We start from the raw sequence: 24,038 nt of genomic DNA on the forward strand, positions 1-24,038 counted from the left end.
CCGGTTGCGCGGTTCCCACTGATGCCAATTCGCCGCAACCGAATCCGCCATCGCGCAGAATGCAAGATGACGCGCATCATGCCAATCCACCAACCCCTGCAGATCGCGATTTCGCACGCGGGGCTTGCATGCCGGACACACCGGCCAGGAGCTGAATATTGCGGTCCGGCGCCCTTCTATTGGGGAGCGAACGCGCCTATATTCCGGCGTCTTTTCCAAGAGGTAGGAATGTTTCGATCGACCTGGACCGCCGTCGTCACGGCATTGTGCATAGCCTTTTCGGCCCACTTCAATCCTGCTGCGGCGCAGGACCGTCGCGTGCCCTCGTCGCCGGCCGAGCTGCGGCTGTCCTACGCGCCGATCGTGCAGCGTGTGCAGCCGGCGGTCGTCAACGTCTATGCCGCCAAGGTGGTGCAGAACCGCAATCCGCTGCTGGATGACCCGATCTTCCGCCGCTTCTTCGGCGTGCCGGGCCAGCAGCAGGAGCAGGTGCAGCGGTCGCTGGGCTCGGGCGTGATCGTCGATTCCTCGGGGCTCGTCGTCACCAATGTCCACGTCATCGAGGGCGCCGACCAGGTGAAGGTGTCGCTGTCGGACAAGCGCGAGTTCGAGGCCGAGATCGTGCTGAAGGATTCCCGCAGCGATCTCGCGGTGCTGCGCCTCAAGGACACCAAGGAGAAGTTTCCGGCGCTCGAATTCACCAATTCGGATGAGCTGATGGTGGGGGACGTCGTGCTGGCGATCGGCAATCCCTTCGGCGTCGGTCAGACCGTGACCCACGGCATCATCTCGGCGCTGGCGCGCACGCAGGTCGGCATCACCGACTATCAGTTTTTCATCCAGACCGACGCGGCGATCAATCCCGGCAATTCCGGCGGTGCGCTGGTCGACATGAACGGCCGGCTCGCCGGCATCAACACCGCAATCTACTCGCGCTCCGGCGGCTCGCAGGGCATCGGCTTTGCGATTCCGGCCAACATGGTGCGCGTCGTCGTCGCCTCCGCCAAGAGCGGCGGCACCGCAGTGAAGCGGCCGTGGCTGGGTGCGAAGCTCCAGGCCGTGACACCCGAGATCGCCGAGAGCCTGGGCCTGCGTTCGCCAACTGGCGCGCTGGTCGCGAGCGTCGTTCCGAACGGTCCTGCCGCGAAGGCCGGTTTGAAATCCTCCGACCTCATCACCGGCATCGACGGCCAGACCGTGGACGATCCCAACGCGTTCGACTACCGCTTCGCCACCCGTCCGCTCGGCGGCAGTGCGCAGATCGACGTGCAACGCAGCGGCAGGCCGCTCAAGCTCGCGATCGCGCTGGAGACGGCGCCCGATACCGGCCGCAACGAGCTCGTCCTCACCGCGCGCTCGCCGTTCCAGGGGGCGAAGATCTCGACCATCACGCCCGCACTTGCCGACGAGCTGCACCTCGATGCCGACACCGAAGGCGTCGTGATCACCGATCTCGGCGGTGACAGCGCGGCCGCGAATGTCGGCTTCCAGAAGGGCGACATCATTCTGGCCGTCAACAACCAGAAGATGGTCAAGAGCGTCGACCTGGAGAGAGTCGCCAGCGAGCGCCAGCGGCTCTGGCGCATCACGCTCTTGCGCGGCGGTCAGCAGATCAACGTCACGCTGGGCGGATGAGTCCGAAGCGACCACAGGAGACGCCAACTCTCTTTGCCGCGGCGGGGCTCGATCACGAGGCCCCGCATCCGCTGCCGGATCGGCTGCGGCCGCGTGCGCTGTCGGAGGTGGTCGGCCAGGATCACATCCTTGGCCCCGACGGCGCGCTGACGCGCATGCTGGAGACGCGCACGCTGGGTTCGCTGGTGTTCTGGGGCCCGCCCGGCACCGGCAAGACCACGGTGGCGCGGCTGCTGGCGGATGCGACCGACCTGCATTTCGAGCAGATATCGGCAGTGTTCTCCGGCGTCGCCGACCTGAAGAAGGCGTTCGATGCCGCGCGGGCCCGCCGCGAGATGGGCAAGGGCACGCTCTTGTTCGTCGACGAGGTGCATCGCTTCAACCGTGCCCAGCAGGATTCGTTTCTGCCCGTGATGGAGGACGGCACCGTCGTCATGGTCGGCGCGACCACGGAGAATCCGTCCTTCGAGCTCAACGCGGCGTTGCTCTCTCGCGCGCGCGTGCTGGTGTTCCGCTCGCTCGATGCCGCGGCGATCGAAAAGCTGTTCGCGCATGCGGAGGAGGTCGAGGGCCGCAAACTGCCGCTCGATGCAGAGGCGCGCGCCGTCCTGGTGCGGATGGCCGATGGCGATGGCCGCGCGTCGCTGACGCTGGCCGAAGAGGTCTGGCGTTCGGCACGGGCTGACGAGGTTTTCAATGCCGCGCAGTTGCAGGACATCCTGCAGCGTCGCGCGCCGATCTACGACAAATCGGCCGATGGCCATTACAACCTGATTTCGGCGCTGCATAAATCGGTGCGCGGCTCCGATCCGGACGCGGCGCTGTATTATCTCTGCCGCATGCTCGATGCCGGCGAGGACCCGCTGTTCCTGGCGCGGCGCGTCGTGCGCATGGCGGTGGAGGATATCGGCCTTGCCGATCCACAGGCGCTCGTCGTCGCCAATGCCGCGAAGGACGCCTTCGACTTCCTTGGCCATCCCGAGGGCGAGCTCGCCATCGCGCAAGCGGTGGTCTATCTCGCAACGGCGCCGAAATCGAACGCGGTCTATACCGCCTTCGGGACGGCGATGCAGGTCGCAAAACAGGCCGGTTCGCTGCTGCCGCCCAAGCACATCCTGAACTCGCCGACCAAGCTGATGAAGTCCGAGGGCTACGGCGCAGCTTACGAATACGACCACGACGCCCCCGATGCCTTCTCCGGCCAGGACTACTTCCCGGAGGCCCTGGGCCGCCAGACCTTCTACGACCCGCCAGAGCGGGGCTTTGAGCGCGAGATAAGGAAGCGGCTGGATTACTGGGCCAAGCTGCGCAAGGAGCGGGGCGGCTCGCGCTAAAGCATGATCCGGAAAAGTGCGTAGCGGTTTTCCGAAAAGATCATGCTCAACAATAGCCTAAGGCGCGATGACGATTCGTCCTCATCTCGTCGCGCTTTAGAAGGGCCATTTCGTCGTGACGAAAGGCCACTTTTAGGGTAGGCAGGCAGCCATGAGCCGCCGCATCAAAAGAACCAATCAAGAGCCCCGTTCGCGCGACGAGCGCAAGGATTCGCGTCCATTCAAGGCGCGTAGCACGAAGAAGACGGGGCCTCGTCCGGCGGCCAAGCCGGGCAGCAAGCCGCCGCGCTTTGCGGCTGAGCGCACTGAACGGCGTCCGCCCAAGGCGGAAGCGGAGAGGGCCGTGCCGGCAAAGCCGGTTGAGGCGCTGCTGCCGACCAAGGTGCAGACCGTCACCGTGACGGCGGACGAGAACAACATGCGCGTCGATCGTTTCCTCGAAGCGCGCTTTCCCGGCCTGTCGTTCTCCCATATCCAGCGCGTCGTCCGCAAAGGCGAGCTGCGCGTCGACGGCAAGCGCGTCGACAGCAAGGACCGGCTGGAGGAGGGGCAGAGCGTCCGCATTCCGCCGCTGAAGCTCGACGCACCAAAGGTTGTCGGCGAGCTTTCGGAGGCCGCGCAGAAGACGCTGAAGGCATTGAAGGAGATGACCATCTACGAGGACGACGACGTCCTCGTGCTGAACAAGCCCGCCGGCCTTGCCGTGCAGGGCGGCTCGGGCATGACCCGCCACATCGACCAGATGCTGGAGGTGATGCGCGATTCCAAGGGGCAGAAGCCGCGCCTCGTGCATCGCATCGATCGCGAGACGTCAGGCTGTCTGCTGATCGCCAAGACGCGCTTTGCTGCCTCGCATCTGACCGGCGCCTTCCGCTCGCGCTCGGCGCGGAAGGTGTATTGGGCGCTGGTGCCAGGTCTGCCGAAGCCGAAGCAGGGGCGCATCTCGACCTTCCTTGCAAAGGAAGAGAGCGAGGACGACACCATCATGCGCATCGCCCAGCACGGCGACGAGGGCGCCAGCCACGCGGTGACCTATTACGCGGTGGTCGAGACCGCCGGCAACAAGCTGACCTGGGTATCGCTGAAGCCGGTGACCGGCCGCACCCATCAGCTGCGCGCCCACATGGCGCATATCGGCCATCCCATCGTCGGCGATCCCAAATATTTCAACATCGAGAACTGGCAGCTGCCGGGCGGCCTGCAAAACCGGCTGCATCTGCTCGCGCGCCGCATCGTCATCCCGCATCCGCGCGGCGGCGTGATCGACGCCACCGCGCCGCTGCCGCCGCATATGCAGCAGTCGTGGAATCTGCTCGGGCTGGACGCGAGCCGGTTCGATCCGATCGAGAACGCGCCGGAGGAGTAGGATTGGGTCGACGGTGTCGTCGCTTCAATTCCGAAACTGCTCCAGAAACATCCGCAATGAGTCATGCGGGCTCTCGACGTCGGTGATCAGCCAGCCCTCCGGCTCGTTGACCAGGATGAAGTTCAGCCTCACAGGCCGGCCGCGATTGTCGAAACTCGCCGCGACATAGGTCTTGTCGTATTCCTTGCGGATGATTGAGATCGCGACCGGGCCGAGCTTCCAGCTCGGGCTCTGAACCAGGAAATCGTAGGGCTCGCTGCGCGGCGCGGACCACGCTCTGCGCAAGGAGGGATCGAAGAATTGCCGGGCCGTGGCATCGTCCCGCGGCAGGCCCCTGGAGAGTTCCGGCACGCCCTCGCCATAATGGGCGTAGACGTTGCGGATCAGCGATTCCGGGGTGCGAAAGCCGGCCTCGGCTCCGGCCAGCCAAAGCCCGGCGAACAGGGCCACGATGCCCGCAAGTTCCCTCATGCCCGCTCGCTTTATCGGCCGCAACTCTTAGCATAAAATCTTGGCATAAAATCTTGGCTTAAAACGCGCTTACCTTAAAAGCCTAGCATCCAGTGACCGGGACCGAAAACTCACATGCGCGAATTGTTCGAAGAAGCCGCCAGGCAACCACCGCCGGACCCCCGGGAATCGGCGCGCGCTTCGGCACGGATGCCGCTGCGCAAGCGCTTCTACAGGGAGGCCGGCGTCACCGAGGCCGAGGGCGGCTTTACCATCACGCTCGACGGCAAGCCGATCCGCACGCCCTCTGCACGCCCGGTGGTGATCCCCTCGCGCGGGCTTGCCGATGCCGTGGCCGCTGAATGGGCCGCCCAGGGCGAGGCGATCGATCCTGTCACCATGCCGCTGACGCGGATCGCCAACAGCGTGGTCGAGGGCGTGGTCGACCGCGTCGAACTCGTCACGGACGACCTTGCAAAATACTTCGAGACGGACCTGCTGTTTTATCGCGCCGGTCATCCCGAGGGGCTGGTCGCCCGCGAGGCCGCCCATTGGGACCCAGTGCTGTTTTGGGCCGCCGAGACGCTGGGGGCGCATTTCATCCTCTCCGAGGGCATCACGCATGTGAAGCAGCCCGACGAGGCGCTCCGGGCGGCCCGCAGCGCGCTGCCGGGAGATCCCTGGTCGGTGGCTGCCCTCCACATGGTGACGACCCTGACCGGCTCGGCGTTGCTGGCGCTGGCGCTCGCCCATGGCGCGCGTGACGCCGATCAGGTCTGGGCCGCCGCCCACGTCGATGAGGACTGGAACATCGACCAATGGGGCGTGGACGAGGAGGCGGCCGTCCGTCGCGCCGCGCGCCTCAGGGATTTCGAGGCCGCCGTGGCGGTCCTGATGGCCGTGAACCCGCTCGGGGCCTAAGGTCCTTAACGAGAGGTTTACGAGGGGGCCTTAGGGTGGGAATCGCGTTCCCCGGGCCCTTGAGATGCCGACGCCGATAAGCTCGATCATTCCGGTCAGTGCCGCCAGCCCCGTGGCTGATGCGGCAACGCCCGATCTTGTGCTGCAGGCCGGGAGCGTCGTCGATGCCAGGGTCGTCAGCGTGCTCGCCGACAATCTGGTGCGGATCGCGATCGCCAATCTGTCGATGGACGTGATGTCCGAGGCGTCGCTGACCCCAGGGCAAAATCTCCAGCTTGCGGTCTCGCAAAACGACGGCACGATCAGGCTCGCCGTGGTCAACGGGGCAGGCGGGGCGAGCGCCGATCAGGTGACGTTGACGCCGACGGCGGCGTCGCTGGTCGACAGCCCGTCGCTTGCGCCGTCCGCAATCGCGGTGCGTAACCCCCTGACGCCGGCCGAGCAGGTCGCTGTCACCCTCGCCTCGGCCGAGGCCGTGACCAAGCAGGGCGGCCAGGCGCCTCTATTCGCCAACCTCGCATCGGTCGTCACCGGTAGCGATCTGCCTGAGGGGCTGAAGCAGGCCGTGCTTGATGTGCTGGCACAACAGACGCCGCTCACCACTGCGCTCGATGGCGGCGATATCGAATCCGCCTTCCAGAAGTCCGGACTGTTTCTCGAGGCCTCGCTTGCAGCAGTCGCGACGCCGCCATCAGGTGCGGTGCCCGACCTGAAGGCCGCGCTGCTCGTGTTGCGCCAGACGCTGGCGGCGACGTCAGGCACCCTCGAGCCCCCAGGGCCGCAAGTCGCAGCACAAAGCGCAGCGGTTTCGCTGCCCGCTGCGGCCGCGCCGCGGATCGCAGTTTCGGTCCCGCAAGCGGCAGGCGAGGCCGTGCAGTCAGTACTGCCGACGGTTGACGCAGAGGTTGCTCAATCCGCCCAACTGCCGCGCGAGGCTGCGCTTGCGGCTGCCGTGCTGAAAGACATGGCCGGCGGTGCGTCGCAGGCAACACCGCCGCGGACCATCTCCGCAGGCCTTGCCGCGACCCTGCTGCAAGAGGTCACGCAAAACCTGCCGCGCATGACCGGCAATGTGCCGGGTTCAAATAAAGCAGTGCCTGACAGTCACGCCTTCGAAGCGGCCGCGCGTGCGACCACGCCGCCACCGTTTCGCGGCGCGCTGCCATCGCCGCAGGCCGTCGCCTCGCCATCGCTTGCACCAAACGCACCGCTCGCTGCGACCGTGCATCGCCTGCTCGGCGACACCGATGCCGCGATCGCGCGGCAGACGTTATTGCAGGTGGCCTCGTTGCCCGATCGCGCCGATGCTGGCGGCCATCGCATCGACCCGGCCGTGCCGCAGTGGAATTTCGAGATTCCGTTCGCGACCCCGCAGGGCACGGCGATGGCGCAGTTCGAGATCTCGCGCGATGGCGGCAACGATCAGGCCGATCCCGCCAAGCGCGCCTGGCGCGCGCGCTTCACGCTCAATGTCGAGCCGAGCGGACCGGTGCATGCGCTGATCACGCTGAGCGGTGACAAGACCTTCGTGCGGATGTGGGCCGAACGCCCGGCGACCGCGCAGCAGCTCCGCGCCGGGATAGGTGAACTCAATCAGGCGCTGACGAAGGCCGAGCTCAAGCCCGGCGACATCATTGTGCGCGACGGCACCCCGCCGCAGCCGGCAACCGCGCGCGCCGGGCATTTCCTGGATCGCGCCACATGAACGACGAATCCAAGCTCGCAATTGCGCTGCATTACGAGAAGGGCAGCGGTGCGCCTGTCGTCGTGGCCAAGGGCAAGGGCACGATCGGCGCCAAGATCGTCGAGATCGCGAAGGCCAACGATATCCCGATCGAGGAGAACGAGATTCTGGCCGGCGCGCTCTCCAAGGTCGAACTCGGTGAGGAAATCCCGCCTGACCTCTACAAGGCCGTCGCCGAAGTCCTCGTGTTTGTGCTGCGGCTTTCGGGCCGCGCGCGCTAGCGATGATCCCTGGCGCGCCTGACGCGCGGGCGCATCACGCCTCGTCGGCCGGCTTCGTCGCCGTCAGCGCCTGGTCGATGGCGAAGCCGCCGATCTCGCTCATCGCCTGCGAGATCACGTCGCCCTTCCGCGCAAAGCCGCTGGAGAGATAGTCGAACTGGGTCCGCGCCAGCCGCAGCACCTCGATCGGCACGGAGATAGCGGTCTCGTTGAACGCGTCGACCGAGGCGCGCAACGTCTCGAGTTCGGTGGTGAGCTTGCCGATATGGCCTTCCGCATCCTGCATCAGGTCGAGCAGCTTGCCGCGCTCGGTGTCGAACGCGGCCCGTTCGGCGGCCGCAGCTGTCGTCGCCTCGGTGAGCTGCGCCCGCAGCGCGGCGATCTGGCCGACCATCGCGTCGGAGGCGAGCTCGGTGGCCTCGCGCAGCTCCACCAGGCGCTTGTTCTGTTCCTGCTGTTCGTGAAACAGCCGTTCGGCCGACATGGCCCGTTGGGTGAGTGATGCAATCAGCGCGGCCGCGCGCAGCAGAATCTCGCCGTTCCGCCCCGACACCATGCTGGCCATGCGCCGCAGGAAATCTGTGGTCTCGGACGCGCTGTTCTGAAGCAGGGGAACGACCGTGGCGGACATGAGGTGATGCTTGCAGCCGGACGTGGTGACCGCCGCCGTACCGACTGAGCTCACGCAACATTCGGCGCCTGATCGAAGCGGTGAGCAAGCCTGAATCGGCAGGCCCGGTCAACCTGTCAGCCCCGACAAAATGGCGGTCATCCCGCCGCCAGTCCGCGCAAGGATCAGGCGTCCTTCTGCCGGCCGATCCGCCCCAGATGGGTGAAGCCGAAGCCGGCCGTATATTTCAGGCCATAGCCCAGGGCCCGGTCGATGCCGATATGGGCGAGCCAGATCAAGGCGATGGACAAGGTGAGGGGCGAGGCGAGGCCGAACCCCAGCGTCATCAGCGTCACCGGCGCCATGTAGCTGTGGGCGGCGTTGTAAGCCAGCGCGCCGAATTTGGCGTCCGACAAATAGGCCAGGAAGCTCAGATCCGGCACCAGGAAGAGCAGTAGATAGACCGTCCAGGAGCCGCCCCAGGCCGCATAGAGCGCCGTCATGCCTGCGAACAGAACGAGCCCCTCGAGCCGCAGCAGAATCCGGACGCCGCCGGTCACGGCGCCGGCTTCAGTCCCTCTCTCGTCCATCGTCGCCTCCGGGCAAAACTTTGCAATTCCTTGCGCTTTCACGCTGCGGCAGGGCAGCCCTGCGGCGCCGAAAGCCGCTTCCCGGCTTGCAAAATGCCGTGTTAGAACCCCGCATCACTTAAGGCTTAAGAACTGGCGGGAGCAAATGAAACATATCCTGGACGCCCTTGAAGACCGTCGCGCCGGCGCAAAGCTCGGCGGCGGGGAGAAGCGCATCGAGGCGCAGCACGCCCGCGGCAAGCTGACCGCGCGTGAGCGCATCGAGCTCTTGCTCGACAAGGGATCGTTCGAGGAGTTCGACATGTTCGTCGAGCACCGCTCCACCGAGTTCGGCATGGAGAAAAACAAGGTGCCCGGCGACGGCGTCGTCACCGGCTGGGGCACCGTCAATGGTCGCAAGACTTTTGTCTTTGCCAAGGATTTCACCGTGTTCGGCGGCTCGCTCTCCGAGACCCACGCGCTGAAGATCACCAAGCTCCAGGACATGGCGATGAAGGCGCGCGCGCCCATCATCGGCCTCTATGACGCGGGCGGCGCCCGCATTCAGGAGGGCGTCGCCGCGCTCGCCGGCTATTCCTACGTGTTCCGCCGCAACGTGCTCGCCTCGGGCGTGATCCCGCAGATCTCCGTCATCATGGGCCCCTGCGCGGGTGGCGACGTCTATTCGCCTGCGATGACCGACTTCATCTTCATGGTGAAGAACACCAGCTACATGTTCGTCACCGGCCCCGACGTCGTGAAGACCGTGACCAACGAGGTCGTCACCGCCGAAGAGCTCGGCGGCGCCTCGGTGCACGCCACGCGTTCCTCGATCGCGGACGGTGCCTTCGAGAACGACGTCGAGACGCTGCTGCAGATGCGTCGCCTGATCGACTTCCTGCCGTCCAACAACACCGACGGCGTGCCGGAATGGCCGAGCTTCGACGACATTGGCCGCGTCGACATGTCGCTCGACACGCTGATCCCCGACAATCCGAACAAGCCCTACGACATGAAGGAATTGATCCTGAAGGTCGTCGACGAGGGCGACTTCTTCGAGATCGCGGAGAGCTTCGCCAAGAACATCGTCACCGGCTTTGGCCGCATCGCGGGCCGCACCGTCGGCTTCGTCGCCAACCAGCCGATGGTGCTGGCCGGCGTGCTCGACAGTGATGCATCACGCAAGGCCGCGCGCTTCGTCCGGTTTTGCGACGCATTCAACATTCCGATCGTGACCTTCGTCGACGTGCCGGGCTTCCTGCCGGGCACCGCGCAGGAATATGGCGGCCTGATCAAGCACGGCGCGAAGCTCCTGTTCGCGTACTCGCAGTGCACCGTGCCGCTGGTCACCATCATCACCCGCAAGGCCTATGGCGGCGCCTTCGACGTCATGGCCTCCAAGGAAATCGGCGCCGACATGAACTACGCCTGGCCGACCGCCCAGATCGCCGTCATGGGCGCCAAGGGCGCGGTCGAGATCATCTTCCGCTCTGACATCGGCGACCCCGACAAGATCGCCGCCCGCACCAAGGAATACGAAGACCGCTTCCTGTCGCCGTTCATCGCCGCCGAGCGCGGCTACATTGACGACGTCATCATGCCGCACTCGACGAGGAAGCGGATCGCAAGGGCGCTGGCGATGCTGAAGGACAAGAAGGTGGAAGCACCGGCGAAGAAGCACGACAATTTGCCGTTGTGAGGGAAGCTAGCCCTGCGGATGCGCAAAACGCTTCTGCTCGGCGCAACCCGCCGACTTAATATTGCGTATTACGGCTGCGCCCAGTTAATCGGCCGTACAACCGGGGTCCGGCATCCGCAATCCCATGACCGAAGACGATCCGACCGACGAAATCTCCGATATCGAAGACCGGATCGAGCGGCTCGCCGAGATCGCGGAGCGGTGCCGAAAGTACATCCTGGCGTCCAAGATCGCGATCGGCGGCGGTGCGGCGCTGCTCCTGGTCACCATCCTCGGGCTGTTTGGATTTGGTCAGACCGCCGCGCTCGGCGCGATCGCGCTGGTGCTCGGCGGCATCGTGTCGCTCGGCTCGAACATCAGCACGTTGCGGCAGACGGACGATGCGATCGGTGCTGCGGAGGCGCGGCGCGCGGCGCTGATTGGAACGATCGACCTGCGTGTGGTCGCCGATACGCCGATGAAGCGGGTGTGACGCGCTGCCTTACGCGGCAGGCTTGAGGCTCAGCACCTGCAACTCCGCGCGGCATTCGGCGGCGAAGGCCTGAAGCCGTTCCGCGGTGTGCTGGTCGAGGATCGCCTTCGCCAGACGTTCAGCACGGGCTACTTGCGCTTTGAGATAGTCGATGCGGGCCATGTGTCACCTTCCGCAGGGATAATTTGAGGCAAATTGCTTCGTTCCAGTGGCCATGAGCCTATGGCTAACCCTGGGTTAATGATGTGCGGTGGGTCACACCGAGCGCGTCGCGTCCGCCGCAGCGAAATGCGCCATCTGGTCGTCCCGCGCTTTTGCGAACGCAGGCCTCGCCGTGGCGCGCGCGACGTAGGCGCGGCAGGCAGGGCTCCCGGCGAGCCCGTCGAAACGTTCGACGATGCGCAGCACGTCCGCCATCAGGATGTCGGCGACGGAGAAGGAGCCCGCAAGCCATTCGCGGTCGGCCAGCACCGCTTCCATGCGCTTGAGGCGAAGCTCGATGAAGTTGTCGAAGAACTTCGATCCCGGCTCGCCCATGAATTTCAGCATCGTCCAGGGAAGGCTTGCCATCTCCACCGAATTGAGCGCGCCGAATACCCATTCCGTCACGTCACTGCGGCCGCGCCGATCAGACGGCATCAGCTTGGTGCTGAGCCCGCCGAGATGCAGCAGGATCGCGCCGGTCTCGAAAATCGAGAGATCGCCGTCGGTCAGCCATGGCGCCTGGCCGAACGGCTGGTGCGCCAGATGTGCTGGGCCACGGTCGTCGAATGGCGTGCTGGCGACGCGATAGGGCAAGCCGGCCTCTTCTAGCGCCCAGCGCACCCTGAGGTCGCGGACATAGCCGCGCGGTGGCGGCGGAACCCAGTCGTAGGTGAACAAGGTGAGGTCGGGCATGCGGTGTCTCCGTGCTGTCTCAGGGATAGGACGGATGGAGGCGGCGCGTTCCGACAGGCAGAGGCGATTTTTTTGCGTGGTGCTACCGGCACGCCGGGTAGCCGAAGCGCCTGACGATTTCGCTTCCCGAGATTGAATGAAAGGCGAAGGTGTCCATGAAATGGTTGCCGGTCACGTATTGGCGCAAGGCGGCGCTGTAGGCGCTGGCCATTTGTTGCGTGCGCGATGGGCTGATGATGCCCTTTTTCCTGGAGCCGCCAAGATTCATGTTCCGTCGCGCGGCGCTCGCGCGAGACGCTGGTGCTGGCGCAGGAGTTCGCGAAATAGCACGCTATCCTGACATCCTTGCAATGAACCTGAACGGGCGATTCAGCGGCAGTTCATGTCATGCCCGCGACACTTCCTCTGCATCACTTGATCGATGAAGCAGAGGATATCTCATGGAGCGCCGGAACTTTTTGAAACTTGCCTTCGGTGTCGCGGCGGGAGCGGCCGCGTTCACCGCCGCCGCACAGGCTGCGCCGCTGGCGCCGCAGGTGCTCGGGAATGGCGGCATGCCATCAGCCAATCCGGACGCTCATCCCGCCGTCACCAGCAGCGAGGAGGCAGCCCAGCTCAAGCCCGAGCAGGTGCATTGGCACGGTCACGGTCACGGCCACTGGCACCGCCGTCACTGGGGCTGGCGCCATCGCCATTGGGGCTGGCATCGTCGCTGGCACCATCATCGGCATTGGCGCCGCTGGTAACGGCGCTGGACTGAAAAGGGGATCGCGACTGCGATCCCCTTTTTTGTCGAGGTCGGGCCTCAACGAAAATGGCCGCGCAGGCTTTTGCCGCGCGGCCATTTCGCGGGTGCGGTCAATCAGAACGGACGGCAGCGGCCGGCGTACCAGCGGAAGCCATAGGGGCACACGCGCGGACGCACGACGACGACCGGCGGGGCGACCACGACCGGAGCGGGGGCGACGACGACATGACCGCGCATCGGACGGCAGCCGCCATAGGCGCCGCGGTACCAGCCCGGGCCGCAACCACCGGCGGCGCTGGCCGCCTCGCTGAAGCCGACGACCGCGCTGGCGAGCATCACGGCGGCAAACAGATATTTCATTTGATCTTCCTTCTCGTCCTTGGGACTGGGCCTGGCGCTTGCGGCGCACAATCAATCAAACCATACGATTTGACATGTTAATTTTTGCGACATGTCGGCACGGCGCGATCCAAACCTGCCAATCATGACCTGAATGCGGCATGAATATTCGCCGCGTGCGGCCTTGCGCGACATGATGGCGCGTGAGCCTCGTCCCGATGAATCGGAACGAGCTCACGAATCTTGTTTGATGCGCTTTGTGGACGCCCGGCCATGACGACTGCGAGAGTTCGCGCGCGATTGCGCACTGTCACGCAACTCGCGCGATCAGTCCTTGCCGTTCCCGAACAGGGCCGCAAACTGCTTCTCGCCGGTGCGCGTAAAGTTCACCACGCGGCTGCCGGGGGTGGCGTCGCGCGCGGCCCATTTCAGCTCGGCGAAACGCTGCATCATCGCGGCGCCAAGCGTGCCGGCGAGATGATGGCGCCGCTCGCTCCAGTCGAGGCAGGCCTTGCAGACCGGCCGGCGCGGATGGCTGAGCATGCCAGGCGAGATCTGCAGATGCTTGGCGAGGAAGCGCTCGCCGTCCGCGGTCAGCTCGATGTCCTGCTTCTTCTGCCTGACGAGGTTGCGCGTCCGCAGGCTGTCGAGCATCTGCACGCCGAGATCACCGGCGAGATGGTCGTAGCAGATCCGCGCGCGCCGCAGTGCCGGGTCCTTCGGCCCGGTGCGCACGCGCATGTGGCCGGTGCGCGCGGCAAGTCCGGCAAGGCCTTCGAGCACGCCGGCGACGTCGTCGTCTGTGAGGCGGTAGTAACGGTGACGACCCTGCTTCTCCGGCTCGACCAGCCCGCCGGCCTCGAGTTTCGCCAGATGCGAGCTCGCGGTCTGCGGCGTGATGCCGGCCTCCTGCGCCAGCTCGCTCGCGGTGAGCGCGCGGCCGTTCATCAGCGCCGTGAGCATGTTGGCGCGGGCGGGGTCGCCGACCAGCGAGGCGACCATGGCGATGTCGGGTCCTGATTTCATGCTTCGATGGTAGCCGAAGCATTGTGGTCGGGCAAGCGCGTAGCGTGGTGCTGCGAATACGTCATTGCGAGCGAAGCGAAGCAATTCAGGTGCTTCAGCGGCGACGGTGTCGCTCGCGCTGCGCAATGAAAACCAAGGAGCCCATCATGTCCGTCACCGTCTTCATCCGCTACCAGCTCGATCCCTTCAAGCGCGCCCAGTTCGAGGAGTATTCGAAACGCTGGCTCGCCATCATCCCGAAATGCGGCGGCGACCTGATCGGCTATTTCATGCCGCACGAAGGCACCAACAACATCGCCTTCGCGCTGATCGCTTTCGAGAGCCTAGCCGCCTACGAGGCCTATCGCGCGCGGCTGCGGCAGGATGCGGAAGGCATGGCGAACTTCCATTTCGCCGAGGACAACAAATTCATCCTCGCCGAAGAGCGCACCTTCCTGCGCAAGGTGGTAGTGTAGGCCATCCAGTCAAGGAGACGCCCATGATCGCCGTGATCTTCGAGGTCTGGCCCAAGCCAGAACACAGTCAGACTTACTTCGACCTCGCGGCCGATCTGAAGCCGATCCTGCAAACCATCGACGGCTTTATCTCGGTCGAGCGCTTCGAGAGCCTGACCGAGAAGGGCAAGATCCTGTCGCTGTCGTTCTGGCGCGATGAGGCCGCGGTGCAAGCCTGGCGCAACACGATGGAGCACCGCCGCACCCAGGCCAAGGGCAGGGCAAAGATCTTCTCCGACTATCACCTGCGCATCGCCAGCGTCGTCAGGGACTACGGCATGACCGATCGCGAGCAGGCGCCGAAGGACAGCCGCGCCGTGCACGACGCGCACTAGGGCTGTCGGGCGCGCACTGGCGCTGCCCACTCAGTGTGCCTATCTCTGCGCGGCCAACAAGGGAGAGAAACATGCATGTGACGACCGCTGACAAGCGCGCGACGTTCAGGAAGATGCACGAGAGCGGCTGCTTCATCCTGCCCAATCCGGTCGATGTCGGCAGTGCCAAGGCTTTGCAGCATCTCGGTTTCAAGGCGATTGCGTCTTCGAGTGCGGGCTTCGCCTGGACCATCGGCAAGGCCGACAATCGCGTCACCGTCGAGGATGTCTGTCAGCATCTGGCAGCATTGAGCTCGTCCGTCGACATTCCCGTGAACGCGGATTTCGAGGGCGGTTTTGCGGTCGAGCCTGACAAGGTCGCCGATCACGTCGAGCGCGGCGTGCGCACCGGCGTTGCCGGCCTCTCGATCGAGGATTCCACCGGCGACAAGGACAAGCCGCTCTATGAGCACGCGCTCGCGGTCGAACGCATCAAGGCCTCGCGCAAGGCGATCGGCGACAGCGGCACACTCTTGGTCGGACGCTGCGAGGCGTATCTCTGGGGCGTCACCGATCTCAAGCTCGTCATCGACCGGCTCACCGCTTACGCCGATGCCGGCGCCGACTGCCTCTACGCGCCGGGCCTGAAGACCCGCGAGGATATCGCCGCGGTGGTGAAGGCCGTCGCACCAAAACCGTTCAATCTGCTGATTGGTGCCTCCGGCCTGTCGTTGAAGGAAGCCGAAGATCTCGGCGTGCGCCGCATCAGCGTCGGCGGCTCGCTCGCGCGCGCCGCCTGGGGCGGCTTCATGCGTGCGGCGAAGGAGATGGCGGAGAAGGGGACGTTCACCGAACTCGCCAGCGGTTACCCCGGCGGCGAGCTCAACAAGATGTTCAGCTAGAACCAGAACAAAGCGGCGGGATCTTTCGATCCCGCCGCTGTCGCATCGTGTTGCAAATCGTTACTTCGCGCCGTCAGACGGTGTCTGCGTAGCCGGCGCGGGCTTTGCCGCGGGCGTATCCGCCGGCGCAGCCGGCTTGCTCGGCGCGGCGCCCGTGGTCACGCCGGGCGAGGTGTTGCTGCGCGGCGTCACGTCGCGCATGCCGGGAGGGGCGGCCGGATTGGCCGGAGCCGTCTGCTGCGCGGTCTGCGTGCTCGGCGTGGTGCTTGCCTGGTTGCTCGTGCTGCTGTTGTTCAAGCCGTAGAACACAGCGCCCAGCACCAGGGCGATTGCCACGGCGAACAGCGCGACCTTGCCGCTGGAGGCGGGGCCTTCGCCCAGTTCGGGATCGGCCTGAAGGTCGGCATCCCGGCGCGCCGCGCGAAGATACTCATCGTCGGCGAGGTTCGAGCGGTACGGATCGTTGGGAAAACGGTCGTCAGCCATCGATTGGATCTCCTCGTTGATTGCGTCCTGACAACCCCGAGGTGCGAGATTCCGTTCCGCGCGCATTATGCTTTCGTCGCATGTTGCCCTCGCGCCAGGAATCGGGAACCTGTTCATGCGGGAACCCAGTACGTAAGTTCCATCGCGGGAGAAGGGAACAAGGCGATGTGGAACCTGCCGCCGAGCGATAGCGTGCTGCATTTCCTCTCTCTGGTCGCGGTGGCCGCGCAAGGCATGACCGCCGCACTTGCGGCGGGACGGCGCAGCATGGACTGGCTTGGCGTCTGCTTCCTCGGCTGCATTACGGCGCTCGGCGGCGGCACGCTGCGCGATCTCTTCCTCGGACACTATCCGCTGGCCTGGGTGCAAAATCCTGTTTACCTCGCGCTCGCCGGCGGTGCCGCTTTCCTCACGATCTTGACGGCCCGCCTCGTGCACCGGCTGAAGATCGCCTTCATCGTGCTCGATGCCATCGGCCTCGTCGTCTTCACCATGGCCGGCTGCGACGTCGCCTGGCAGATGGATGCCTCGCTGCCGATCGTGATCGTCTCCGGCATGGTGACGGGCTGCGCCGGCGGCGTGCTCCGCGACGTGCTCTGCAACGACGTGCCGCTGTTGTTTCGCTCCGAGCTCTACGCCAGCGTCTCGGTGGTGACGGGGTTGTTCTACGCGACCGCCTTCGGCCTGAAGCTCAATGCCGAGCTCTGGACCATCCTGACCTTCGTGCTCGGCATCAGCTTCCGCCTGCTTGCGGTGCGCTACAAATGGGAGATGCCGAAATTCGTCTTCACGGGGGATGAGGAGAAGTAGTTACGGCTGTTGCCCGCGTGCCTTCGCCACCTGTGCCGGCGTCACCAGCGGGCCGGCATTGCCCCAGGAATTGCGGATGTAGTTCGTCACCGCCGCGATCTCCTCGTCGGACAATTGCCTGGCATAGGGCGGCATCTCGCCGGTGTTCGGCGCGCGCGGCGTCGTCACGGTGTGGGCGCCATCGAGGATGATACGCAGGGTCGAGGACGGGTTGATCGATTGCAGCAGCGCGTTCGCCGGCAGCGGCGGATAGATGCGCGGTGCGCCGGAGCCATCGGCCTCATGGCAGGCGATGCAGAACTTTGCGTAGACCGCCTGGCCCGCCTTCATCTCGGCCTCGTCGGGCGGCGTCACGTTGGTCTCGCGGCGCGCCGGCGGCAGGCTCTTCAGGTACAGCGCGATTGCGCGCACATCGGCATCGCTCATCTTCGAGGTCGAGTTGACGATGACCTCGGCCATGGGACCGCCGGCATGGCTTTTGGCGTTGCGGCCGCTCTGCAGGTATTCCGTGATGTCATCCGCGCTCCACGATTGCAGCCCGCTGCGCGCGGCGCCATCGAGGCGCGGCGCGTACCAGCCGCCGATCTCGCTGCCGGCCAGTGCCTGCGCAGTCTTGTCCGCACCGAAATAGTTCTTCGGCGTATGACAGGCGCCGCAATGGCCGAGGCCGGTGACGAGATAGCCACCTCTGTTCCACGCCGCGCTCTTGCTCTGGTCCGGCTCGAACAGGCCGGGCGAGAAGAACAGCAGGTTCCAGCCGCGCATTAGGAAGCGATAGTTGAGGGGCCAGTCCAGCTGCGGTGGTTTGTTGCGGTTCACGACGGGCGCGAGCGTGCCGAGATAGGCGCGGATTGCCAGCGTGTCGTCCTTGGTCATCCGCGTGAAGTAGGGGTAGGGGAAGGCCGGGTAGTAAAGCGAGCCGTCGGGCGCGGTGCCGGTGCGCACGGCACGGGTGAAATCGGCATCCGTCCAGGCGCCGATGCCGGTGTCGCGGTCCGGGGTCAGGTTCGGTGCATAGATAGCGCCGAAGGGCGTGTCGATGCGCTTGCCGCCGGCAAACGGTTTGGCGGGGTCGGCGGTGTGGCAGCCCGCGCAGTCGCCGGCCTCGACCAGCGTCTTGCCGTAGGCGATCAGCTCGGGCGACGGCTCGGCGGCGAAAGCGGTCGTCGCAACCGCACTGCACAAGAGCGCAACAGCCAGAATCGTCCGCATCGAAAGCCTTCCCCTGCGACCATCGGTCGAGTGCCCGAGCATAGCGGCGTCATGTCGTTTCGCGACAGCCGGGGTATGGTGACACAAATTGAAAATCGCCAATGCCTTTCCGGCCACGAAATTGCGTTTTTTTCCCGCCGCCGCCGAAGGTCCAGATTTGTGATGCGCCGCGTTAAATATCCGACATAGAGTGGCAGAGGTGGTCGGCGTGCCCTAGCTAAAAACAACGGGCAGGCAACGGCTTAAGCAGCCAAACGCTCAAAAGGGCGGAAGAGGACAATAATGGGCATCAACCAGGGTCCGATCAGTCTCGATCAGAAATACACCCAGGACACCGGCCATATCTTCACGACGGGCATCCAGGCGCTGGTCCGTCTGCCCATGGCCCAGATTCGCCGCGACCGCGCCGCCGGCCTGAACACCGCAGGCTTCATCTCCGGCTATCGCGGCTCGCCGCTCGGCGGCTACGACCAGCAGCTCTTCGCCGCGCGAAAACATCTCGAGCAGTACAACATCAAATTCCAGCCCGGCGTGAACGAGGACCTGGCGGCTACCGCGGTGTGGGGCTCGCAGCAGCTCAACCTCTCGCCCGGCGCCAAGTATGATGGCGTGGTCGGCATCTGGTACGGCAAGGGCCCCGGCGTCGACCGCTGCGGCGACGTCTTCCGCCACGGCAACGCCGCCGGCTCCGCCAAGAATGGCGGCGTGCTGTGCCTTGCCGGCGACGACCACGGCGCCAAATCCTCCACCGTTCCCCACCAGTCCGACCACGCCTTCATCTCGGCGCTGATGCCGTATCTCTATCCCTCGAGCATCCACGAAATGATCGAGATGGGCCTGCTCGGCATCGCGATGTCGCGCTACTCCGGCTGCTGGGTCGGCATGAAGGTGATCACGGAGACGGTGGAGACCACCGCCGAGATCGACCTCACCGACGAGATGAAGCCCTTCATCATCCCGCCTGACTTCGAGTTGCCGCCCGGCGGGCTCAATCTGCGCTGGCCCGACGACCGCTTCGAGCAGGACCGCCGCCTGCAGGACTACAAGGGCTTTGCCGCGATCGCTTTCGCCCGCGCCAACAAGGTCAACCGCATTACCATGGATTCGCCGAACGCACGCTTCGGCATCATGGCCTCGGGAAAGAGCTATGAGGACGTCCGCCAAGCGCTGCGCGAGCTCGGCATCACCGAGCAGGTCGCCGCCAAGATCGGTCTCCGTCTCTACAAGATCGGCATGCCCTGGCCGTTGGAGCCGGAAGGCGTGCATGAATTCGCCGTCGGGCTCGAGGAGATCTTCATCGTCGAGGAGCGCCGCGAAATCGTCGAGAACCAGGTCAAGCAGGTGTTGTTCAACTGGCGCGACGACGTCCGCCCCCGCATCGTCGGCAAGATGGACGAGCACGACAAGCGCTTCCTGACCTTCGCCGCCGAGCTCAGCGTCGCCTCGCTTGCGACCTCGCTGACCGAACGACTCCTTCGACTTAATCTCAATCCTGAAATCGCGGAGATGCTCCGCGCCAAGGCCGACTGGTTCAACGGCCGCCAGGCGTCCCAGATGATCCCCACGGCGCCCGTCTCCCGCACCCCGTATTTCTGCTCCGGCTGCCCCCACAACACCTCGACCAAGGTCCCCGAAGGCAGCCGCGCGCTGGCCGGTATCGGCTGCCACTTCATGGCGCTGTGGATGGATCGCTCGACCGAGACGTTTACCCATATGGGCGGCGAGGGCGTGCCGTGGGTCGGCATCGCACCGTTCACGAACGAGAACCACATCTTCGCCAATCTCGGCGACGGCACCTATTTCCACTCCGGCCTTCTCGCCATCCGCCAGGCGGTCGCGTCCAAGACCAACATCACCTACAAGATCCTCTACAACGACGCCGTCGCCATGACCGGCGGCCAGCGCCACGACGGCGATCTCTCGCCGCAGCAGATCACTTTCCAGCTCCACGCCGAGGGCATCCGTGAGATCTATCTGGTCTCGGAGAATCCCGATGCCTATCCGGCCAGCACCATCGCGCCCGGTGTGAAGCTGCACCATCGCGACGAGCTGCAAGACGTCATGAAGATGTGCCGCGAATACAAGGGTACGTCGGCGATCGTCTTCGTGCAGACCTGCGCCGCCGAGAAGCGCCGCCGCCGCAAGCGCGGCCTGATGGAAGATCCGGCGCGCCGCGTCATGATCAACCCGGCGGTCTGCGAAGGCTGCGGCGATTGCTCGGTGCAGTCGAACTGCATCTCGGTCGAACCGCTGGAGACGGAGTTCGGCCGCAAGCGCGCCATCAACCAGTCCGCCTGCAACAAGGATTATTCCTGCCTGAAGGGTTTTTGCCCGTCCTTCGTCACCGTGGACGGCGGCAAGCCGCGCCATCGCGCGCCGGCTGATCTGTCCGACATCGGTGCAATTCCCGAGCCGGCCTCGCGGCCGACGCTGGACAAGCCTTACAACATCGCGGTCGGTGGTGTCGGCGGCACCGGCGTGCTCACCATCGGTGCGTTGCTCGGCATGGCTGCGCATATCGAGGGCAAGGCCTCGATGATCCTCGACATGTCCGGGCTCGCGCAGAAGGGCGGTGCGGTGCTCAGCCACGTCCGCCTGTCGGATCATCCGGCCGAAGTGACGTGCTCGCGCATCGTCACCGGCACCGCCGACGTCGTGCTCGCAGCCGACGAGGTGGTGGCGGTCGCCAAGGACACGATCTCGCTCTGCGACACCAGCCGTACCCGCGGCATCATCAACAGCCACGTCATCCCGACCGCGGACTTCGTGCTCAACCGCGACTTCAACTTCCAGACGCGCAAGCTGAATGGCTTGCTGGAAACGGCGCTGCACAAGGACTCGGTCTTCTTCGACTTCACCAAGCCGGCCGAGCAGCTGCTCGGCGATGCCATCGCCACCAACATGATGATGATGGGCTACGCTTATCAGAAGGGCCTGTTCCCGCTGTCGGCGGAATCGATCGAGCAGGCGATCGAGATCAACGGCGTCTCGATCAAGATGAACAAGGAAGCCTTCCGTCTCGGCCGCCTCGCGGTCGCGGACCCCGCGCGCCTCGCCGAGATGTTGAAGGGCACCGACGAGGTTGAGGCGCCCAAGGCGCTGGACGCCATGACGCTCGACGAAATCATCGAGCACCGCGCCAAGCATCTCACCGCCTATCAGAATGGCCGCCTCGCCAAGCGCTACCGCAAGCTGGTCGACCAGGTCCGCGACGCCGCGGTCAAGGGCGGTTACGGCGATGCGCTGCCGCGCGCGGTCGCGATCAATTATGCGAAGCTGCTGGCCTACAAGGACGAGTATGAAGTGGCGCGGCTCTTCACCGACGGTGCCTTCGCAAAGCAGCTCCAGGACCAGTTCGAGGGCGACTTCAAGTTCAGCTTCAACCTGGCCCCGCCCATCCTGGCGTCAGGCGTCGATGCGCTGGGCCGCCCGAAGAAGCGCGCGTTTGGCCCGTGGATGCTGAAGATGTTCGGCGTGCTGGCCAAGTTCAAGTTCCTGCGCGGCACCCCGCTCGACATCTTCGGTCGCAGCGCCGACCGAAAGCTCGAGCGCGATCTGATCGTCGGTTACGAGAAGGACGTCGCCACCGTGCTTGGCCTGTTGTCGCCGGTCACGGTCGACACGTCTGTCGAATTGCTCTCGCTGCCCGACCGCATCCGCGGCTACGGTCCGGTCAAGGAGAAGGCGGTGGCGGACGCGAAAGCCCGCTACGCCCAGCTTGCTGCGGATCTGGCGAACCCGCCGCCTGCGCCAAGGCAGATCGCGGCGGAGTAGGGGCTTTCGGTGGCGTAGCGGATTGCGCGAAGCGCAAACCGCTGGGCGTAACCCACCACTTCGACGTCCGCGTGGAGAGCAAAAAGGTGGGTTACGCTTTCGCTCACCCAACCTACGAATTCTCCTTTGAAATCAACCCCCGCTCTACTGTGCATGGGGTTGTTTTCGTAGGAGGAGACATTTCGACAAAAGCGAAATATTGCTTGCGCCGTCGGGCAAAACACCTTTAGGCTTTCGGCTGTCTCTTCCGTCATCGTGAGCGCCGCGAAGCAATCCAGAAATGCATCAGCGGAAAGACTCCTGGATTGCTTCGCCGCGCTCGCAACGACGGTGAGGAGGCGCACGGGCGCCCCACTTGCGCCGACCCGCTACCCTCTCGCGCGACGGAATATTTCCGCGCTTGCCAATCAGGCCGGTGCGGTTCAGAAAAAAGGGCCAAGAAGAAACGCGAGCGGAGACCTCTGTTTTGACCATCAAGGGCAAGGCCTACATTGCCGGGATCTACGAACACCCGACCCGGCATGCGCCGGACAAATCCACCGCCCAGCTTCACGCCGAGGTCGCCAAGGGCGCGATCGAGGATGCCGGGCTCTCCAAGGACGATGTCGACGGCTATTTCTGCGCGGGCGATGCGCCCGGCGGTGCCTGGCCGATGGTCGACTATCTCGGTCTGAACACCAAGAAGCTTCGTCATGTCGATTCTACCGAGACCGGCGGTTGTTCCTACATCATCCACCTCGGCCATGCCGCCGAGGCGATCGCCGCGGGCAAGTGCTCGATCGCGCTTGTTACGCTCGCCGGCAAGCCGCGCACCGGCGTGATGCCGCCGCGTGCGGCCGGCGCCGAGGTCGATTTCGAATCCGCTTACGGCGCGACCACGCACAATGCCTATGGCATGTGTGCCATGCGCCATATGCACGACTATGGCACCACCTCGGAGCAGCTCGCCTGGATCAAGGTCGCAGCCTCCCATCATGCGCAATACAATCCGCATGCGATGCTCAAGGATGTCGTCACCGTCGAGGACGTGCTGAACTCGCCGATGATCTCCGATCCGCTCCATCGCATGGATTGTTGCGTCGTCTCCGACGGCGGCGGCGCGCTGATCGTGACGACGCCCGAGATTGCCAAGAGCCTGAAGAAGCCGCTGGTCAAGTTGATCGGCCATGGCGAGGCCATGAAAGGACCGCGCGGCGGCAAGGATCTCGACCTCACTTATTCGGCCGGTGTCTGGTCCGGTCCGCGTGCGTTCGAGGAAGCCGGCATCACGCCGAAGGACATCAAGTACGCTTCGATCTATGACAGCTTCACCATCACGGTGCTGATGCAGCTCGAAGACCTCGGCTTCTGCAAGAAGGGCGAGGGCGGCAAGTTCGTCGCCGATGGCAACCTAATCTCGGGCGTGGGCAAGCTGCCGTTCAACACCGATGGCGGCGGCCTCTGCAGCAATCACCCCGTCAACCGCGGCGGCATGACCAAGATCATCGAGGCGGTCAGGCAACTGCGCGGCGAGGCGCATCCGAAGGTGCAGGTCAAGAATTGCGATCTCGCCATCGCCCACGGCACCGGCGGATTGTTGGGCGTCCGCCACGCTGCCTCGACGGCCATTCTGGAGCGCGTGTGATGAGCGAAGCCAAAAAATATCCGGCCCCGGTCACGAACCCCGAGACCGCCGCATTCTGGGATGCCGCCAAGCAGGGCAGGTTCATGATCAAGCGCTGCACCGCCTGCGGCGAAGCGCATTACTTCCCGCGCTCGATCTGCCCGTTCTGCTACTCCGACAAGACGGTGTGGGAGGAGGCGTCGGGCGAGGGCACGATCTACACCTGGAGCCTGATGCGGAAGTCTCCGACCGGCCCCTATGCCATCGGCTACGTCACGCTGAAGGAGGGTCCGTCGGTGCAGACCAATTTCGTCGACTGCGATCTCGAGAAGCTCAAGATCGGGCAGAAGGTGAAGGTGGTGTTCAAGCCGACCGACGGCGCGCCGCTGCCGTTTTTTACGGTGGCCTGACT

At 65.0% G+C, this 24,038-nt stretch carries 26 protein-coding genes; 16 read left to right on the forward strand and 10 right to left on the reverse strand.

Features of this window, described 5'->3' with window-relative positions; translation table 11 throughout:
- Positions 1–228 precede the first annotated feature (228 nt).
- The 3 genes from QY049_RS37230 (at position 229) to QY049_RS37240 (ending at position 4,335) form a co-directional block, all read left to right on the forward strand.
- Positions 229–1,635: a DegQ family serine endoprotease gene (locus QY049_RS37230; protein ID WP_194482277.1), complete on the forward strand. Its 1,407-nt coding sequence runs from the start codon at positions 229–231 to the stop codon at positions 1,633–1,635.
- The gene (locus QY049_RS37235; protein ID WP_194482278.1) at positions 1,632–2,969 is read left to right on the forward strand and encodes a replication-associated recombination protein A; all 1,338 of its coding nucleotides are present in this window, start codon (positions 1,632–1,634) and stop codon (positions 2,967–2,969) included. The genes QY049_RS37230 and QY049_RS37235 overlap by 4 nt, the downstream gene beginning before the upstream one ends.
- A gap of 151 nt (positions 2,970–3,120) precedes the next feature.
- Complete coding sequence (locus tag QY049_RS37240) at positions 3,121–4,335, forward strand: RluA family pseudouridine synthase (RefSeq protein WP_301270553.1); 1,215 nt, start codon at positions 3,121–3,123, stop codon at positions 4,333–4,335.
- Between the two features lie 24 nt (positions 4,336–4,359).
- Here QY049_RS37240 and QY049_RS37245 read toward each other — a convergent pair whose 3' ends face one another.
- Entirely contained in the window at positions 4,360–4,806 is a 447-nt protein-coding gene (locus QY049_RS37245) for a hypothetical protein (protein ID WP_258766526.1), read from the reverse strand.
- 114 nt (positions 4,807–4,920) lie between these two features.
- Here QY049_RS37245 and QY049_RS37250 point away from each other — a divergent pair, with 114 nt between their 5' ends.
- The 3 genes from QY049_RS37250 to QY049_RS37260 all read left to right on the forward strand — a co-directional run bounded on the left by QY049_RS37250 (position 4,921) and on the right by QY049_RS37260 (position 7,671).
- Complete coding sequence (locus tag QY049_RS37250; RefSeq protein WP_301270554.1) at positions 4,921–5,706, forward strand: ATP12 family chaperone protein; 786 nt, start codon at positions 4,921–4,923, stop codon at positions 5,704–5,706.
- Between the two features lie 64 nt (positions 5,707–5,770).
- Entirely contained in the window at positions 5,771–7,411 is a 1,641-nt protein-coding gene (locus tag QY049_RS37255; RefSeq protein ID WP_301270555.1) for a flagellar hook-length control protein FliK, read from the forward strand.
- Complete coding sequence (locus QY049_RS37260; protein ID WP_301270556.1) at positions 7,408–7,671, forward strand: EscU/YscU/HrcU family type III secretion system export apparatus switch protein; 264 nt, start codon at positions 7,408–7,410, stop codon at positions 7,669–7,671. The genes QY049_RS37255 and QY049_RS37260 overlap by 4 nt, the downstream gene beginning before the upstream one ends.
- Before the next feature lie 34 nt (positions 7,672–7,705).
- On the opposite strand, the gene QY049_RS37265 is transcribed toward QY049_RS37260, so the two are convergent.
- On the reverse strand, positions 7,706–8,302 hold the full coding sequence (locus tag QY049_RS37265; protein WP_301270717.1) for a hypothetical protein: 597 nt from the start codon (positions 8,300–8,302) through the stop codon (positions 7,706–7,708).
- A 164-nt stretch (positions 8,303–8,466) separates the two neighbouring features.
- Positions 8,467–8,871, reverse strand: coding sequence for a DUF4260 domain-containing protein (locus QY049_RS37270; protein WP_301270557.1), 405 nt, complete (start codon positions 8,869–8,871; stop codon positions 8,467–8,469).
- A gap of 145 nt (positions 8,872–9,016) precedes the next feature.
- Between QY049_RS37270 and QY049_RS37275 the strand changes: the two genes are divergently transcribed.
- Positions 9,017–10,549 carry an acyl-CoA carboxylase subunit beta gene (locus QY049_RS37275; protein ID WP_194482284.1) on the forward strand — a complete coding sequence of 511 codons (1,533 nt, stop codon included), beginning with the start codon at positions 9,017–9,019 and terminating at the stop codon, positions 10,547–10,549.
- A 124-nt stretch (positions 10,550–10,673) separates the two neighbouring features.
- Positions 10,674–11,021, forward strand: coding sequence for a hypothetical protein (locus tag QY049_RS37280; protein WP_301270558.1), 348 nt, complete (start codon positions 10,674–10,676; stop codon positions 11,019–11,021).
- A 9-nt stretch (positions 11,022–11,030) separates the two neighbouring features.
- Here QY049_RS37280 and QY049_RS37285 read toward each other — a convergent pair whose 3' ends face one another.
- The 3 genes from QY049_RS37285 to QY049_RS37295 all read right to left on the reverse strand — a co-directional run bounded on the left by QY049_RS37285 (position 11,031) and on the right by QY049_RS37295 (position 12,186).
- On the reverse strand, positions 11,031–11,183 hold the full coding sequence (locus QY049_RS37285; RefSeq protein WP_194482287.1) for a hypothetical protein: 153 nt from the start codon (positions 11,181–11,183) through the stop codon (positions 11,031–11,033).
- Between the two features lie 93 nt (positions 11,184–11,276).
- A complete protein-coding gene (locus tag QY049_RS37290) occupies positions 11,277–11,918 on the reverse strand; it encodes a glutathione S-transferase family protein (protein ID WP_301270559.1) in 642 nt (213 codons plus the stop codon).
- 82 nt (positions 11,919–12,000) lie between these two features.
- Positions 12,001–12,186, reverse strand: a complete 186-nt coding sequence (locus QY049_RS37295; RefSeq protein ID WP_301270560.1) for a hypothetical protein — start codon at positions 12,184–12,186, stop codon at positions 12,001–12,003.
- Positions 12,187–12,358: 172 nt separating this feature from the next.
- Here QY049_RS37295 and QY049_RS37300 point away from each other — a divergent pair, with 172 nt between their 5' ends.
- Positions 12,359–12,664, forward strand: coding sequence for a twin-arginine translocation signal domain-containing protein (locus tag QY049_RS37300; RefSeq protein ID WP_301270561.1), 306 nt, complete (start codon positions 12,359–12,361; stop codon positions 12,662–12,664).
- Positions 12,665–12,780: 116 nt separating this feature from the next.
- On the opposite strand, the gene QY049_RS37305 is transcribed toward QY049_RS37300, so the two are convergent.
- Together QY049_RS37305 and QY049_RS37310 are read right to left on the reverse strand one after the other, a co-directional pair.
- Positions 12,781–13,026 carry a hypothetical protein gene (locus QY049_RS37305; RefSeq protein ID WP_258766537.1) on the reverse strand — a complete coding sequence of 82 codons (246 nt, stop codon included), beginning with the start codon at positions 13,024–13,026 and terminating at the stop codon, positions 12,781–12,783.
- Positions 13,027–13,332: 306 nt separating this feature from the next.
- Complete coding sequence (locus tag QY049_RS37310; RefSeq protein WP_301270562.1) at positions 13,333–14,031, reverse strand: helix-turn-helix transcriptional regulator; 699 nt, start codon at positions 14,029–14,031, stop codon at positions 13,333–13,335.
- Positions 14,032–14,177: 146 nt separating this feature from the next.
- On the opposite strand from QY049_RS37310, the gene QY049_RS37315 reads away from it, so the two are divergent.
- The 3 genes from QY049_RS37315 to QY049_RS37325 all read left to right on the forward strand — a co-directional run bounded on the left by QY049_RS37315 (position 14,178) and on the right by QY049_RS37325 (position 15,741).
- A complete protein-coding gene (locus tag QY049_RS37315; RefSeq protein WP_301270563.1) occupies positions 14,178–14,486 on the forward strand; it encodes an NIPSNAP family protein in 309 nt (102 codons plus the stop codon).
- A 23-nt stretch (positions 14,487–14,509) separates the two neighbouring features.
- A complete protein-coding gene (locus tag QY049_RS37320; RefSeq protein WP_194482293.1) occupies positions 14,510–14,860 on the forward strand; it encodes an antibiotic biosynthesis monooxygenase in 351 nt (116 codons plus the stop codon).
- 71 nt (positions 14,861–14,931) lie between these two features.
- On the forward strand, positions 14,932–15,741 hold the full coding sequence (locus QY049_RS37325) for an oxaloacetate decarboxylase (protein ID WP_258766541.1): 810 nt from the start codon (positions 14,932–14,934) through the stop codon (positions 15,739–15,741).
- Positions 15,742–15,801: 60 nt separating this feature from the next.
- On the opposite strand, the gene QY049_RS37330 is transcribed toward QY049_RS37325, so the two are convergent.
- On the reverse strand, positions 15,802–16,227 hold the full coding sequence (locus QY049_RS37330) for a hypothetical protein (RefSeq protein WP_301270564.1): 426 nt from the start codon (positions 16,225–16,227) through the stop codon (positions 15,802–15,804).
- Positions 16,228–16,392: 165 nt separating this feature from the next.
- Here QY049_RS37330 and QY049_RS37335 point away from each other — a divergent pair, with 165 nt between their 5' ends.
- Entirely contained in the window at positions 16,393–17,037 is a 645-nt protein-coding gene (locus QY049_RS37335; protein WP_301270565.1) for a trimeric intracellular cation channel family protein, read from the forward strand.
- Here QY049_RS37335 and QY049_RS37340 read toward each other — a convergent pair whose 3' ends face one another.
- Positions 17,038–18,249 (reverse strand): cytochrome c, encoded by a 1,212-nt coding sequence (locus QY049_RS37340; RefSeq protein ID WP_301270566.1) that lies wholly within the window; start codon positions 18,247–18,249, stop codon positions 17,038–17,040.
- A gap of 282 nt (positions 18,250–18,531) precedes the next feature.
- Between QY049_RS37340 and QY049_RS37345 the strand changes: the two genes are divergently transcribed.
- The 3 genes from QY049_RS37345 to QY049_RS37355 all read left to right on the forward strand — a co-directional run bounded on the left by QY049_RS37345 (position 18,532) and on the right by QY049_RS37355 (position 24,036).
- Positions 18,532–22,023 (forward strand): indolepyruvate ferredoxin oxidoreductase family protein, encoded by a 3,492-nt coding sequence (locus tag QY049_RS37345; protein ID WP_301270567.1) that lies wholly within the window; start codon positions 18,532–18,534, stop codon positions 22,021–22,023.
- A gap of 466 nt (positions 22,024–22,489) precedes the next feature.
- Positions 22,490–23,647, forward strand: coding sequence for a thiolase domain-containing protein (locus QY049_RS37350; RefSeq protein WP_194482299.1), 1,158 nt, complete (start codon positions 22,490–22,492; stop codon positions 23,645–23,647).
- Positions 23,647–24,036: a Zn-ribbon domain-containing OB-fold protein gene (locus QY049_RS37355; protein WP_258766544.1), complete on the forward strand. Its 390-nt coding sequence runs from the start codon at positions 23,647–23,649 to the stop codon at positions 24,034–24,036. Before QY049_RS37350 ends, QY049_RS37355 begins: the two co-directional genes overlap by 1 nt.
- The last annotated feature ends 2 nt before the right edge of the window (positions 24,037–24,038 follow it).

Origin of the sequence: Bradyrhizobium sp. WYCCWR 13022, assembly GCF_030435535.1 — a bacterium.
Classification (GTDB): Bacteria; Pseudomonadota; Alphaproteobacteria; order Rhizobiales; family Xanthobacteraceae; genus Bradyrhizobium.